A 13606-nucleotide genomic window follows, 5' to 3' on the forward strand; every position below is an offset into this window, starting at 1 on the left:
CCTCATCGGCATTGGCGCCGATCCACAACCGGGTGGGAGAATGTCGTGCGATCCCGACATCAGAACTGGCCGGGCGGCAGCTTGAAGATGTCGGGGCTCTTGGCGTCGGCCACGTAGAACAGCAGCAGGCTTGTCGGCGTCAGCACACGCTGGTTGTTCTCCTTGTTCTCGAACGTGCCCTGGAGCAGCAGGATCACCGAGCGATCCTTGGCGTCGCTGCCGCGGAACATCACGATGCCGCCGGCGACGGGCATGTTGACGGCGATGGAGTCGGGCTTGAAGCCTTCGCCCATGAAATGGGCGCGCAGGATGTTGGCGTTGGAGAACAGCTTCTCCGGCGTGATCGCGGCGTCAGTCGCCTTCGACCAGACCGCGCCGACCTGGATCAGCGACTTCGACTTGTAGCCGAACACGTAGGAGAGTTCGGCGGTGCCGCCGTTCGGCAGTAACTCCGGCACAGACAGCAGAATGCTGTGCGTCAGCTCGGACGCGTTGTCCTGTGACTTGATGGCGTCGGGCTTGGCGTTGAAATCCTTCGTCATCGCCGCGCGCACATCGGCCTCGTTCATGCCGAACTTGGCGGAGCGGAAACCGTCGATCGCCTTGGTCTTGTCGTCCGCGGCGGGGGTCTCGGCCGAATTCGGCCCGGCCGCGACGGGCGTGCCCGCTGCAGCGGGAGCACCGGCCGCAGCGGCCCTGGGGGCCGGCGCGGCCTTCTGCTTCGGTACGGCGCCCTGGGCCGCGAGCGGTCCGGCAGCAATGAAGGTGAGCAGGCCGACGACGGCCGGAACGAGATAGATTTTGCGCATCGAAAACCTTCGAAACAACTTGAAACAACGCTTCAAAAATCGGCAGCTGCGAAATCGCCTTCCCCGAACCGTCGTCGCAACCGAGACGGAAAATGCTGCAACGCGACAAGGCGTTACAAGGCGTCACGAAGCAGACAACGCTCGAAGCAGCGACTCTTTGGCAGCGTAGGAATACGGTATCGGGCTGCCAAACGCTGCGAATGAGCATTCATAAGCGCATTTTTTCATCAATTGTGGATGCCGGCCGTTCGCGCTAAGCATCCGCTCCGGGGCAAGCCATCATGCGAAGAGTATCATGACCGAACGGCCTTCCGCTCTCGCGGTCGATCGCCGCGGCTTCATTCGCCTTGCGGGCGCAACCGCCGCGGGATGGGTCGCGCTCGGCGCAACGTCGGATCGCATGCGGATCGTCGGATCGCTGACCGCATTGCCGCTCGACGACGAGCTGACCCGGCGGAGCATGATCGACAGTGCAACCTCCCGCCTCGGCGGCCTCGTCGCCGGCTTGAGGCAGCGCGGCTGGGTCGAAGGCGTCAACTTCCGCCTCGAGCTCCGTTCGACCTTCGGCACGCCGGACCGGCTCAAGGCCGCGATTCAGGAATTGCTGGAGCTGAAGCCGGACGTGATCCTAACGGGGTCGACGGTCGAAACCGTGGCGGTCCTTGCCGCCACCAGGACCATCCCGATCGTCTTCGCGACCGCCAACGATCCCGTCGGCAACGGCTTCGTCGAAAGCCTTGCGCATCCCGGCGGCAACGTCACCGGCTTCACCAACAGCACTGCCGAGATGGGCGGCAAATGGCTGCAGCTGATCCGCGAGGCCGTGCCCGATCTTGCGCGCGTCGGTATCCTGTTCAACCCTGCGACCACCCCTCGCGGCGGGCGCTTCTTCCTCGACTCGATCGAGCAAGAGGCGGCCGAGTCCGGAGTGTCCGCGATCCCCGCCCCCGTCAACGCGCCGACGGACATCGACGAAGCCGTCGGGCGCTTCTCCGAGGCGCCCAAGGCGGCGATGATTGCGCTGGTCGACAGCTTCCTCGTCGTCAACCGGCAGGCGGTCGTTGCGGCGGCAGCCAAGTATCGCGTGCCCACGATCTATCCGTTCCACTACTTCATGGATGCCGGCGGGTTGATGAGCTACGGGCCGACGCTGGAAGTGCGCTCGGCCGATTACGTCGATCTCATCCTGCGCGGCACCAAGGCCGGCGACCTGCCGGTGCAATCGCCGCGGAAATACGAGCTCCTGATCAACCGCACCGTCGCCCGCACGTTGGGATTGACCATCCCGTTCACGCTGCTCGCGCGCGCCGACGAGATCCGCGAGTGAACGAAACGGTCGACCAGGGACATTTGCGGACGCCTCCCGGCCGGCTGTTCCGCAAATATCTCTATTCGATCGTCGCCCTTGCCTTTGCCGCGCTCGCCATCAACACCGGCTTCGACGTCTGGTTCTCCTATCGCGAGCAGAAGCAGCTTCTGGCGGCGACCCAGCGCGAGCAGGCGGCGTCCGCTGCGATTCAGATCGGCCAGTTCATCGGCCAGATCGAAAACCAGATCAGATGGCTCTCGCGCCTGCCGCCGGAGCTGTCGACCAACGAAGACGAGCGGCTGAACGCCATCCGTCTCCTGCGCCTCTCTCCGGCGATTGCGGAAATCGCCGAGCTCGACTCGCGCGGGCTTGAACAGATGCGCGTGTCCCGCCGTGTGGCGGACAGGATCGGCAGCAAGGCCGACCTCTCCGCCTCACCCGCCTTTCGCGGTGCCAATGAAAGCCGGGCCTATTACGGGCCGGTCTACTTCTTCGGCGACACCGAACCATTCATGACGCTCGCCACGCGCGGAATTGGCCGCAATCCCAACGTGATCGTCGCCGAGGTCAATTTGCGCTTCATCTGGGACCTCGTCGCCGGGATCAGGGTCGGCAACACCGGCAAGGCCTATGTGGTGGACCGCACGGGGGTCTTGATCGCGCATCCCGATCTGTGGCGAGCCCTGCAACGCAGCGATCTCTCCGGCCACGCCGACGTCCGCGCCGCGCTCGACGGCGTGGGGCCGCCCTCCGGCGGCCTGGTCAAGGAGGACCTGTCCGGTCAGCGCGTGCTGTCGACCTATGCGACGGTCCCCTCGCTCGGCTTGCTGGTGTTCGTCGAGCTGCCGCTCAGCGAGGCCTATGCGCCGATCTATGCGTCCATTGGCCGTTCGACCTTTCTCCTCGTCGTCCTGCTCGCCGGCGCGGTGCTGGTCTCTCTCCTTCTCAGCCGGCGCATGACGGGGCCGATCCAGCTGCTGACGCAGGGCGCGCGGCGGATCGGGAGCGGCGATCTCGGCCTGCGGCTCGCGATCAAGACCGGCGACGAGCTGGAAGCGCTCGGCGATCAGTTCAACCGGATGGCCGCGCAACTGCGCTATTCCTACGCGACGCTGGAGCGCAAGGTGATCGAGCGCACCTCCGAGCTGGAGAAGGCGCGCGATCAAGCCCTTGCCGAGCACGATGCCGCCGAGCGCGCGCGCAGTGCAGCTGTGGCGGCCAATGAGACCAAATCGCGCTTCCTCGCTGTCGTCAGCCACGAGCTGCGCACGCCGCTGAACGGCGTCATGGGCGTGCTGCAGCTGCTCGACGACGGCAGCCTCGGCGAAGCGCAGCAGCGCCGCCTCACGACCGCGGCCGCATCGGGCGAAACGCTGATCGCGCTGGTCGACGCCATCCTGGAATATGCGCGCCTCGAGGCCAGCACCGAAACGTTGGAGACGCGCGATTTCCGCCTCGGCCAGCTGATCGAAACGGCCGCCGACCTGATGCGTCCGCAGGCTTTCGGCAAAGGACTGACCTTCGACCTCGCCTGCGATGCGACGGTCAATACCTCCGTGCACGGCGATCCCGTGCGGCTCAATCGCATCCTGCTCAATTTGATCGGCAACGCGATCAAGTTCACCCCACGCGGCGGCATCGGCTTGAACGCGGCCGCCGAGCGCCACGACGATCATGTTCTGCTGCGCATCACCGTTCGCGATACCGGCATCGGCATCGCGCCCGACATGCACGAGCGGATTTTTGAGGATTTCGTGCAGGCGGACGACAGCATCGCGCGGCGGTTCGGCGGCACTGGCCTCGGCCTTGCGATCGCGCGGCGCCTCACCCGCCTGATGCGCGGCGAGCTGACGGTGGCGAGCACGCCGGGCGCGGGCAGCTCGTTCATGCTTGACGTGCCGCTCGGCCTCGCCGCGAGCGGTATCGCGCAAGGCGCGCTTCCGCCGCCGTCGCGGCAGCTTCGCGTGTTGCTGGTCGACGACGATCCCGTCAATTGCGAGGTCGGCGAAGCGATCCTGAAGCGGCTCGGCCACCGCCCCACCCTCGCCGGCAACGGCGCCTCGGCCGTCGCACTTGCCCGCGATCAGGCCTTCGACGTCATCCTGATGGACCTGCACATGCCCGACATGGACGGCGTGGAGGCCGCGTCGCGGATCGGCAAGCTCGGTTTGCCGAAGATGCCACGCATCATCGCCGTCACCGCCGACATTTCCACCAAAGCCCGCGAACGGCTCGCTGGCGCCGGCATCACCAAAATCGTGAGCAAGCCGATCCTGATCAACGCGCTGCGCGAGGCGATCGAGGACGATCCCAGGGAGGAGCCCGCCGCAGCGCAACTCGCTGCAGGTGCATTGATCGACCGGCATTTCCTCGACGATCAGAAGGAGCTGCTCGGCGCGACCCAGATCGCGAAACTCAACCAGCTTCTACGGCAAACGAGCGAGCAACTGATCGGCGATATCGTCAAGGCCGCGGACATTGGTGATCACGAGCAGCTCGCGCGGTCCGCCCATCAGCTCGGCAGCGCCGCGAGCGCGCTCGGCCTCGTCCACCTGTTCGAGCGATGCCGCGAGATCGAGCTGGCGGCAGCCACGATGTCTCCACCCGAGCGCCAAAGTGCCGCGCGTGAGCTCGCTGCGCTGCGAGCAGCGTCGATGAGCGCGCTCGACGATCTGCTCCAGCCTACCGAGCAGCGATCGGTCAGCTAGATTTGCTCGGGTCGAGCTCTTAGCGTTTTGACCCTGAGCGGACCAACTCGGCTGAAATCGCACATTGACGTCTGCGAGCCCCCGGCGTTGAATGGTGTTTTCGATGTGGCGGAGAGCTGCGGCGTCCCGTCGCCCGACAAGCGCTCGTTAGCCGCTCCTGATCTTCGCCTTCGGAAAGTACAGTTGGCTTCACCGACTCGCTGGGAGGTCGAGAGCCATGAGATTTCCAGCTGCTCTATGCGTGTTCTCGTTGGCATTGCTCACCGCGGCGGGGGCGCGTGCGCAAATCCAGGAGGGCCCGCCAGCGTGGGCCTACCCGGTCAACCCGCCCAATTTTCAACGCACGCCTGACGATGGCACGATCAGGCACGTTCCTGACAGCGCCGCAGGTTTTACGCTGACGCAAGTGCGCGATCTGTTCGCCGCGCCCGACTGGCACCCGGACGATCATCTGCCAATGCCGGAAATCGTGGCGAGGGGGAGAAAGCCAGAGGTGTTTGCGTGCGGCGTCTGCCACCGGGCAGACGGACCGGGCGGTCCTGAGAATGCCAGCCTATTTGGCCTCTCCGCGGAATACATCATTCAGCAAACGGCGGAGTTCAAGACGGGCCTGCGCACGAACTCTGCACCTCGCGTCGCCACCGACCTGATGATCAAGTTGTCCAAAGCGGTGACCGATCAGGAACTCGCAGAGGCCGCAGCCTACTTCGCCTCCATCAAGCCGAGATCGAATATTGTCGTCGTAGAGGCCGAGGCGGTGCCAAAAACACAGGTGAGAGACTTGTTCCTGGCTCCGCTGGACGGCGCCGAGAAAGAGCCCATCGGTCAGCGCATCATCGAGATACCGGAAGACGTTGAGCACTTTGTCAGCCGGGACTCGCGCGCTCGTTTCATCGCCTACGTCCCGGTAGGCAGCGTTCAGAAAGGACGGACGTTGGCAACGAACAGCGATCCGCGCGTCCAGTGCGGGACCTGTCACGGTGCTGACCTCAACGGGACTGTCATCGCGCCGGGGCTTGCGTCCCGTTCGCCCACCTACATGTTCCGGCAGCTCTATGACTTCAAATCGGGTGCGCGGAAGGGCGCCAACAGCGAACTCATGAAACCGGTTGTCGAGAATCTCAGCGTCGACGACATGATCGCGCTGGTCGCCTTTTCAGCGTCGCTCAAGCAATGACAATCTTCGGGTGCTGTGCAGAGCGGGCCAGCCGGCGCGTCGTGGGCTTACGGCCTGGCCTCCGCACGTCTGCCCCCGCCGTCGCCTTCGTCCTCGTCACGGCTGAAGCGCTCGACCAGAAAATCGATGAAGAGCCTGACCTTCACCGACAGATGCCGCGTCGGCGGATAGACCGCATAGAGCGCGAGCGGCGGCGCGGAATAGTCTTGCAGCACGGCGCGCAGCTCGCCCTTCCTCAAAGCATCAACGGCAATGAACTCCGGCAGCAGCGCGAGGCCCCTGCCTTTGATCGCGACGTCGCGCAGCACCTCGGCATTGTTGACGCAGAGCGACCAGGCCGGCTGGATCCAGTGATCACCGTCCGCGCCCGTCAGCTTCCATTGATTGCCGGTGAGGAGGAAGCCGTAGGTCAGCGACGCGTGATCGCGCAGATCCTGCGGATGCTTTGGCGTGCCGTGACGTGCCAGATAATCCTGCGAGGCGCAGATCATGCGCGCCACCGGCATGATTTTTCGCGCGATCAAACTTGACGATTCCAATTCTGCAATCCGAAGCGTCACGTCAAAGCCGTCCTGGACGGGATCGAGCAGGTCGTCGCTGAGCACGATCTGGAGCTGAAGCTCGGGATAGCGCGTCATGAATTCAGCCAGCACCGGCCCTAGCCGCATCGTGCCGAACGACATCGGCGCGTTGACGCGCAACAATCCCCGCGGCGCCGACTGCGCCTGCGTCACCGCCTGGTCGGCCGCCTCGACCTCCGAGAGGATCACGAGCGCGCGCTCGAAATAGCGCTGGCCGTTCTCGGTCGGGCTCGCATGCCGGGTGGTCCGGTTCAGGAGCTGGACGCCGAGGCTCTCCTCGAGATCGGCGATGTATTTGCTGATCGCCGAGCGCGACAGCCGCAGCTGCCGGCCGGCTTCCGCAAAGCTGCCGCTTTCCACCACCTTCACGAAGGCCCGAAGACTGCCGAGCTTATCCAAGGGCTGCTTCCGTCGATTGTTTCCAAATCGTAGACATAGCCGTCATATTTGCATGGATTGTCTCCAATCCAAAGCGGAACAATATTTCCGACCAGAGCAAGACGCTCCCCGAGCTTGGAGGACGACAATGTCTGGACTGCACCATGTCACCGCGATCGCCGGCGACCCCATCCGCAATTTCGGCTTCTACACCCGGGATCTCGGTCTGCGCTTCGTCAAGAAGACGGTCAATTTCGACGATCCCGGCACCTATCACTTCTATTATGGCGACGAGACCGGCCGCCCCGGCACCATTCTGACGTTCTTCCCCTGGGCGGGCGTTTCGGCCGGGCGCCGCGGTGTCGGCGAGACCCATCAGACCGCCTTTCGCGTGCCGCAGCGCTCGCTCGGCTACTGGACCCAGCGCTTCACCGAGAAGGGCATCGCCTACGAGGCGCTCGAGAAGCGTTTTGGCGAATCCGTGCTGCCGTTCACCGATCCCGACGGCATGGCGCTCGCGCTGGTCGGCATTCCCGGTGCCGAGAGCGAGCCCGGCTGGAGCAATGGCGACGTGCCGGTCGAGCACGCGATCCGCGGCTTCCACGGTGTGACACTGCTGCTCGACAGCGCGGTGAAGACCGCCGCCGTCCTCACCGACGTGTTCGGCTTCAAGGAAACGGGGCGCGAAGGCTCGGTGATCCGCTTCAAGGCGCCGGGCGACGTCGAGGGGAGCGTGGTCGACATCTACGAGGCCAAGGGCTTCTTGCGCGGCCATCAGGGCGGCGGCTCAGTGCATCACATCGCCTTCCGCGCGGCTGACGATGCCGAGCAAGGCAAGATGGCCGAGAGGCTCGTAAGCAATCACGGCCTGCATCCGACCGAGCAGAGGGACCGCAACTACTTCCGCTCGATCTACTTCCGCGAGCCCGGCGGCGTGCTGTTCGAGATCGCGACCGACATCCCCGGCTTCGCCGTCGACGAACCCGTCGCGACGCTCGGACGTGACCTCAAGCTGCCGAGCTTCCTTGAACAACACCGCCAGCAAATCGAGGGCGTTCTACCGAACCTGGAAGAGAGCGTGTCATGACCGAGAGTGCCTTCATCCATCGCTTCGAGCCCGCGGCCAGCGCGGGCTCCACGCCGCTGCTGCTGCTGCATGGCACCGGCGGCGACGAGAACGACCTGCTCGGGCTCGGCAAGATGATCTCGCCGGGGTCCGCGCTGCTCTCGCCGCGCGGCCGCGTGCTCGAGCACGGCATGCCGCGGTTCTTCCGCCGTCTCGCCGAAGGCGTGTTCGACGAGGACGACGTCCGCCGACGCGCGCGCGAGCTCGGCGACTTCGTCAACGAGGCGCGGAAGCGATACGGCATCGCCGCGCCGGTCGCGGTCGGCTTCTCAAACGGCGCCAACATCGCAGCCGCGCTGTTGCTGTTGCAGCCGGATGTGCTCGCAGGCGCGATCCTGCTGCGCGCGATGGTGCCGCTGTCGGATCCGCCCGCAGCCGATCTTGCGGGCAAGCCGATCCTGCTATTGTCCGGACAGGCTGATCCGATCGTGCCGGCCGGCAATTCGGCCAAGCTTGCGGCCCTGCTCTCGCAAACAGGTGCAAGCGTGACCCACAGGGTCCTGCCGGCGGGCCATCAATTGTCGCAAGCCGACGTGACCCTCGCCCGCGACTGGATCGGCAGCGTCGACGCCAAGGCAGCATGACCTGACGAACGGCGCATCGTTACGAGCGATGCGCCGCTCTTTTCACTCGAACCAGCCGCGCCGCTTGAACCAGATCAGCGGCAGAACGCCGCTTGCGATGATCGCGAGGCATGCCAGCGGATAGCCGAACGTCCAGTCGAGCTCCGGCATGTGCTTGAAATTCATGCCCCAGATGCCGACCAGGATGGTTGGCGGCACACCGACCACGGACACAATCGTCAAGATCTTGAACAGCTCATTCTGCTGGATATTGATGAAGCCAAGCACCGCATCCAGCAAAAGTTGGATCTTGTCCGACAATCTCGTTTCGTAATCGTTGAGCGAGGCGACGTCCTTCGACACCGCCTCGAGGCGCTTCTTCGAGGCTGCCGTGATCCACTCGCTGCCAACGTCGCCAGCAAACGAAGCGATGCGGCCGACCCCAAGTAGAACATCCCGCGCCTTGGCCAATCTGTCGGCCAGTTCACCGATGTTTTCGAGCGCTTCCCGCATCCTGCGACTGGAGTGGGCCAGCCGCTTGGTCCGAACGAGGCCGCCCTTGAAAACGCCCCGCGAAAGCCCGTCGACTTTCGCACCAAGATGCTCCAGGACATCGGCGCCGCGATCGACCATTGCTTCGAGCAAGCTGGTGAACACACACATGCCGTTCTCGAGACTGTCGTCGGAGCCGATGCGCTCACCGATGGCCTCGAAGATAGGCAATTTGGCAAAACGCACTGTCACCAGCACGTGGGGACCGATGACGAAGCCCACCGGCGTAATCTCGGCCTCGCCGCCCTCGTCGGGCTGGACTGCAGGAGAGCTGAGATAAAGCGTGCCGTGGTCAAAGATCAGTCGGCTCGATGCTTCGATCTCGCTAAGAGAATCCTGGGACGGAATCCGTATTCCCAACAGCCGTTCGACAAACTGCTTTTCCTCGTCGGTCGCATTCAGCAGATCTGCCCAAATGATCTCCGAGGGCATTTCCGTGCTGATGCTTCGCCAGTCGTTGGACGGCCATCTATACAGTTTGAGCAAGAACCGAACTCCGTGTGCCCCCGGCGGCGGACCACGCGGCATGCGGCCATCCTGCGTCAAGCTAACGCACGAGGATTTCGATCGTTCAATGTCTGGAAATCGACGGAAGCTGCGCTCGAAAGAAACGCCTTCTGATGATGCTGCCATCATGCCGGTGTTTTGCCCGACGCATCAACCGGTCTCAGCTGCGGCGCATGATGCCGAGCACCCCCGCAAGCCATTGAAATAGCTGGCCCCGTCTACTGTGCATGGGGTTGTTTTCGAGTTTTTTGCCTGGAGCAGTCGAACCAATGGCCTCTTCCCGATGGAAGAGGCCATTGTCGACGCGAACCAGCGATCTGTTGGAGTATTCGCTACTCCCAAGACCACGTCGAGAAATCGTTCTCGAACTGCGGGACTTCCTTCCAGACGCCCTTCAGCTTCTTGTTGGTGACGGTGGGCCATTGCGGCTGGAACAGGTAGGCGGAGACGGCGTCGGTCGCCAGCATGCGCTGGGCATCGCCGAGGAGCTTGGTGCGGGCGGCTTCATCCGGCGTCGACACGATCTGCTTGTAGAGCGCGTTGAACGCCTCGTTGTTGTAGCCGAGATAGTAGTCCGGCTCGGTGATCTTGACGAGGTCGAACGGCTCGACATGGCTGACGATGGTCAGGTCGAAATTGTGCGGACCGTTGGGCGCGAACACCTGCGACAGCCACTGCGCCCATTCGACGTTCTCTATTTTGGCGACGATGCCGACCTTGGCGAGCTGGGCCGCGACGATCTCGCCGCCCTGCCGCGCATAAGGCGGCGGCGGCAGCTTCAGCGACAGCTCGAGCGGCGCGGTGACGCCGGCTTCAGTGAGCAGCTTCTTGGCCTTCTCGGGGTCGTAGGGGTTGACGCCGGTGGTGTCGACATAGCCGAGCGATCCCGGCGTATAGAAGCTGCCGATCGGCGTGCCGAACCCCTCTACGGCGCCGTCGATCAAGGCCTTGCGATCGATCGCAGCGAGGATGGCGCGGCGAACACGGACGTCGTCGAGTGGCTTCTTGCGGTGGTTGATCGCGACGATGGTCTTGGCCCTGGAACCGCCGATCAGCACCGTGAAGCGCGGATCAGACTTGAATTGAGCAACGACGCGGGTCGCGATGCGCGGGAATGCGTCGACGTCGTTCGAGAGCAGCGCCGCGGCCTGGGCGGCCGGATCGGAGATGAAGCGGATCGTCACCTTCGAAAGCTTGATCGCCGAAGCGTTGCGATAGTCGGCCCATTTGCTGAGCGTGATCGAGGAGCCCTTGGCCCAGGCGCCGAGCTGATAAGGCCCGGTCCCGACCGGCTGCGTGACGTTGGTGGCCGCGCTCTTCGGCTCGACGATCGAGCCGCTCGCCTGCCCCAGCAGGAACGGCAGGTTCGGCTCGGAGTATTTCACCGAGATCACGACGGTGTCGGCGTCGGGCGTCTCGACCTTCTCGAAGGCCTGGAACAGGCTCTTGTCCTTGTTGGTGCTGGTTGCCGCGGCGTTGCGCTCGAACGAGAACTTCACGGCCGCGGAATCGAACGCCTCGCCATTGTGGAATTTGACGCCCTTGCGCAGCTTGAACGTGTAGGTCTTCAGGTCGGGCGACGCGGTCCAGCTCTCCGCCAGCAGCGGCGAGACCGAGCCGTCCTCGTTGATCTTGGTCAGGGTCTCATAGATGTTGTAGAGCGTGACCTCGGCAATCGCGGCAGCGGCGGCATTGGTGGGGTCGAGCCCGGGGGGCTCCAGCGTCATCGCCATGACGACGCTGTCCTTCTTGCTCTGCGCCAGCACCGGCAAAGGCGTTGCGACCAACGCGGCGGCAAATGCAACGATCGACAATTTCCTGAACATGCGTAACTCCCCGGCCTGTTCTGTTCTTAAGCCTACGCCAATCCTGCTCCGGACACTAACCTTCCATGGCCGCCTGCGGCAACGCCATCACGGCCTCCGCCTTGTGGCAGGCGGCAAGGTGCCCCTCGCCCACCTTGCGTAACTCAGGCAGGGCCTCGCGGCAATGCTGGTCGGCGAGCGGACAGCGCGCGACATAGGGACATCCGGCCGTGGCCGCCGATTGCGAGGCGATCGCCTGGCCCCCGCGCCGCCGCCGGCCGCCGCCGGCGCGCGCCCGCGGCACGGCCTCCAGCAGCGCCCGCGTATAGGGATGGGCGCAATGCTCGAACAGGTCTTCCGGCCGGCCCTGCTCGACGATGCGGCCGAGATACATCACCGCGACCTCGTCGCAGAGATAGTCGACGACGGCGAGGTCATGGCTGATCAGGATGTAGCTCAGCCCGAACTGCTCCTGCAGGTCCTGCATCAGGTTCAGCACCTGCGCCTGCACGGAGACGTCGAGCGCGGAGACCGGCTCGTCGGCGACGATGAGCTTCGGCTGGGTGATCAGCGCGCGCGCGATCGCGATGCGCTGGCGCTGGCCGCCGGAGAACTCGTGCGGATATTTCTCCATGTCGGCATCGCGCAAACCGACCTGGCGCAACACTGCGGAGACGCGCGCGCGAAAGGTGGTGCGGTCGGCGTCTTCCAGCACCGTCAGCGGCTCGGCGACGATGCGGGCGATGGTCTGGCGCGGATCGAGCGATCCGTAGGGGTCCTGGAACACCATCTGGAAATCGCGCCGCGCGCGGCGCAGCTCGTCGGCCGAGATGCGGTTGAGGTCGCGCCCGAGCAGCGCGACCTGCCCCGAGGTCGGCCGCTCCAGCGCCATCACCAGCCGCGCGAAGGTCGACTTGCCCGAACCGGATTCGCCGACGACGCCGAGGCTCTCGCCGGCGGCAACCCGCACGCTCACGCCGTTGAGCGCGCGCACCTGCCCCGGCGGCCGGAACAGGCTTTCCCGCGGCAGGGCGTAGCGCTGTTCGAGATCCTTCACGTCGAGAAGAGGCGCAGCGGTCATGCGGTCACCGCTCCGACGTTCTCGGCCATCGAGACATCCGTCCTGATGCAACGCACGAAGTGCCCGGGTCCGACATCGACCATCGGCGGAAGCGCGGCGCGGCACCGATCGATCACGAGGGGACATCGGTCGGAGAAAGTGCACCCCGCCGCCAGATCTGCAAGCTCCGGCACGGTCCCCGAGATCGTCTTCAGCCGCGTCCCCTTGCGCGCGCCGAGCTTCGGCCGGGCGCGAAACAGGCCCTGCGTATAGGGATGCCCCATGCGGCGGAACACCTCGTCGGTCGGCCCGCTCTCGACGACAGTGCCGCCATACATCACCATCATGCGCTGCACGTTCTCGGCGATGACGCCGAGATCGTGCGAGATCAGGATCATCGACATGCCGCGCTCCTCGACGAGATCGGCGATGAGGTCGAGGATCTGGCCCTGGATGGTAACGTCGAGCGCGGTGGTCGGCTCGTCCGCGATCAAGAGGTCAGGCTCGCAGGCAAGCGCCATCGCGATGGTGATGCGCTGACGCTGGCCGCCGGAAAACTGGTGCGGATAGGCGTCGACGCGCCGCGCCGGATCGGGGAGTCCGACGCGGTCGAGCAAGGCGATCGCCTCTTTGCGCGCCTGTGCCGCCGAATGCTTCTTGTGGCGTCGCAGCGGCTCGGCAACCTGATGCCCGATCGTGTGCATCGGATTGAGCGCGGTCATCGGCTCCTGGAAGATCATGCTGATGCGGTTGCCGCGCAGGCGGCAATAATCCGCGTCCGGCAATCGGGCGAGCTCGTTGCCGTCAAGCTTGATGCTGCCCGAGACCACGGCGCTGTCTGGCAGCAGCCCCATCAGGGACATCGCCGTGACCGATTTGCCGCAGCCGGATTCGCCGACCAGCCCCAGCGTCTCGCCGCGCTTCAGGGCGAAGCTGACGCCGCGCACGGCCTGCGCCGGCCCGCGGCTGGTATTGAGACGCACGCCGAGATGATCAACCTCGAGCAGCGGCACGGCCTGTCGCTCGCCCAT

The 13606-nt window shown here is 64.8% G+C and carries 11 protein-coding genes; 5 read left to right on the forward strand and 6 right to left on the reverse strand.

The window, feature by feature from the left end; all coding sequences use genetic code 11:
- Positions 1-59: 59 nt before the first annotated feature.
- Complete coding sequence (locus AABA86_RS15815) at positions 60-809, reverse strand: hypothetical protein (protein ID WP_338307467.1); 750 nt, start codon at positions 807-809, stop codon at positions 60-62.
- 295 nt (positions 810-1104) lie between these two features.
- Here AABA86_RS15815 and AABA86_RS15820 point away from each other — a divergent pair, with 295 nt between their 5' ends.
- From AABA86_RS15820 to AABA86_RS15830, 3 genes are all read left to right on the forward strand, one after another.
- Positions 1105-2136: an ABC transporter substrate-binding protein gene (locus AABA86_RS15820; RefSeq protein WP_338307468.1), complete on the forward strand. Its 1032-nt coding sequence runs from the start codon at positions 1105-1107 to the stop codon at positions 2134-2136.
- Positions 2133-4826: a hybrid sensor histidine kinase/response regulator gene (locus tag AABA86_RS15825; RefSeq protein ID WP_338307469.1), complete on the forward strand. Its 2694-nt coding sequence runs from the start codon at positions 2133-2135 to the stop codon at positions 4824-4826. The genes AABA86_RS15820 and AABA86_RS15825 overlap by 4 nt, the downstream gene beginning before the upstream one ends.
- Before the next feature lie 217 nt (positions 4827-5043).
- Positions 5044-6003 carry a c-type cytochrome gene (locus AABA86_RS15830; protein ID WP_338307470.1) on the forward strand — a complete coding sequence of 320 codons (960 nt, stop codon included), beginning with the start codon at positions 5044-5046 and terminating at the stop codon, positions 6001-6003.
- Positions 6004-6050: 47 nt separating this feature from the next.
- On the opposite strand, the gene AABA86_RS15835 is transcribed toward AABA86_RS15830, so the two are convergent.
- Positions 6051-6983 (reverse strand): LysR family transcriptional regulator, encoded by a 933-nt coding sequence (locus tag AABA86_RS15835; RefSeq protein ID WP_338307471.1) that lies wholly within the window; start codon positions 6981-6983, stop codon positions 6051-6053.
- A gap of 127 nt (positions 6984-7110) precedes the next feature.
- Here AABA86_RS15835 and AABA86_RS15840 point away from each other — a divergent pair, with 127 nt between their 5' ends.
- Together AABA86_RS15840 and AABA86_RS15845 are read left to right on the forward strand one after the other, a co-directional pair.
- On the forward strand, positions 7111-8049 hold the full coding sequence (locus tag AABA86_RS15840) for a ring-cleaving dioxygenase (protein WP_338307472.1): 939 nt from the start codon (positions 7111-7113) through the stop codon (positions 8047-8049).
- A complete protein-coding gene (locus AABA86_RS15845; protein WP_338307473.1) occupies positions 8046-8672 on the forward strand; it encodes an alpha/beta hydrolase in 627 nt (208 codons plus the stop codon). Before AABA86_RS15840 ends, AABA86_RS15845 begins: the two co-directional genes overlap by 4 nt.
- A gap of 42 nt (positions 8673-8714) precedes the next feature.
- Here AABA86_RS15845 and AABA86_RS15850 read toward each other — a convergent pair whose 3' ends face one another.
- The 4 genes from AABA86_RS15850 to AABA86_RS15865 form a co-directional block, all read right to left on the reverse strand.
- A complete protein-coding gene (locus tag AABA86_RS15850) occupies positions 8715-9689 on the reverse strand; it encodes a magnesium transporter CorA family protein (RefSeq protein WP_212248564.1) in 975 nt (324 codons plus the stop codon).
- A 353-nt stretch (positions 9690-10042) separates the two neighbouring features.
- The gene (locus tag AABA86_RS15855) at positions 10043-11536 is read right to left on the reverse strand and encodes an ABC transporter substrate-binding protein (protein ID WP_212248563.1); all 1494 of its coding nucleotides are present in this window, start codon (positions 11534-11536) and stop codon (positions 10043-10045) included.
- 55 nt (positions 11537-11591) lie between these two features.
- Positions 11592-12596, reverse strand: a complete 1005-nt coding sequence (locus AABA86_RS15860) for an ABC transporter ATP-binding protein (protein ID WP_338307474.1) — start codon at positions 12594-12596, stop codon at positions 11592-11594.
- Positions 12593-13606 (reverse strand): ABC transporter ATP-binding protein, encoded by a 1014-nt coding sequence (locus AABA86_RS15865; protein ID WP_338307475.1) that lies wholly within the window; start codon positions 13604-13606, stop codon positions 12593-12595. Before AABA86_RS15865 ends, AABA86_RS15860 begins: the two co-directional genes overlap by 4 nt.

The sequence above is a fragment of the Bradyrhizobium sp. TM233 genome (assembly GCF_036247965.1).
Taxonomy (GTDB): domain Bacteria; phylum Pseudomonadota; class Alphaproteobacteria; order Rhizobiales; family Xanthobacteraceae; genus Bradyrhizobium; species Bradyrhizobium ottawaense.

Coding starts and splice junctions, on each gene's coding strand:
- AABA86_RS15815 (WP_338307467.1), bottom strand. CDS start 809: ATGCGCAAAATCTATCTCGTTCCGGCCGTCGTCGGCCTGCTCACCTTC.
- AABA86_RS15820 (WP_338307468.1), top strand. CDS start 1,105: ATGACCGAACGGCCTTCCGCTCTCGCGGTCGATCGCCGCGGCTTCATT.
- AABA86_RS15830 (WP_338307470.1), top strand. CDS start 5,044: ATGAGATTTCCAGCTGCTCTATGCGTGTTCTCGTTGGCATTGCTCACC.
- AABA86_RS15840 (WP_338307472.1), top strand. CDS start 7,111: ATGTCTGGACTGCACCATGTCACCGCGATCGCCGGCGACCCCATCCGC.
- AABA86_RS15845 (WP_338307473.1), top strand. CDS start 8,046: ATGACCGAGAGTGCCTTCATCCATCGCTTCGAGCCCGCGGCCAGCGCG.
- AABA86_RS15855 (WP_212248563.1), bottom strand. CDS start 11,536: ATGTTCAGGAAATTGTCGATCGTTGCATTTGCCGCCGCGTTGGTCGCA.
- AABA86_RS15860 (WP_338307474.1), bottom strand. CDS start 12,596: ATGACCGCTGCGCCTCTTCTCGACGTGAAGGATCTCGAACAGCGCTAC.
- AABA86_RS15865 (WP_338307475.1), bottom strand. CDS start 13,606: ATGGGCGAGCGACAGGCCGTGCCGCTGCTCGAGGTTGATCATCTCGGC.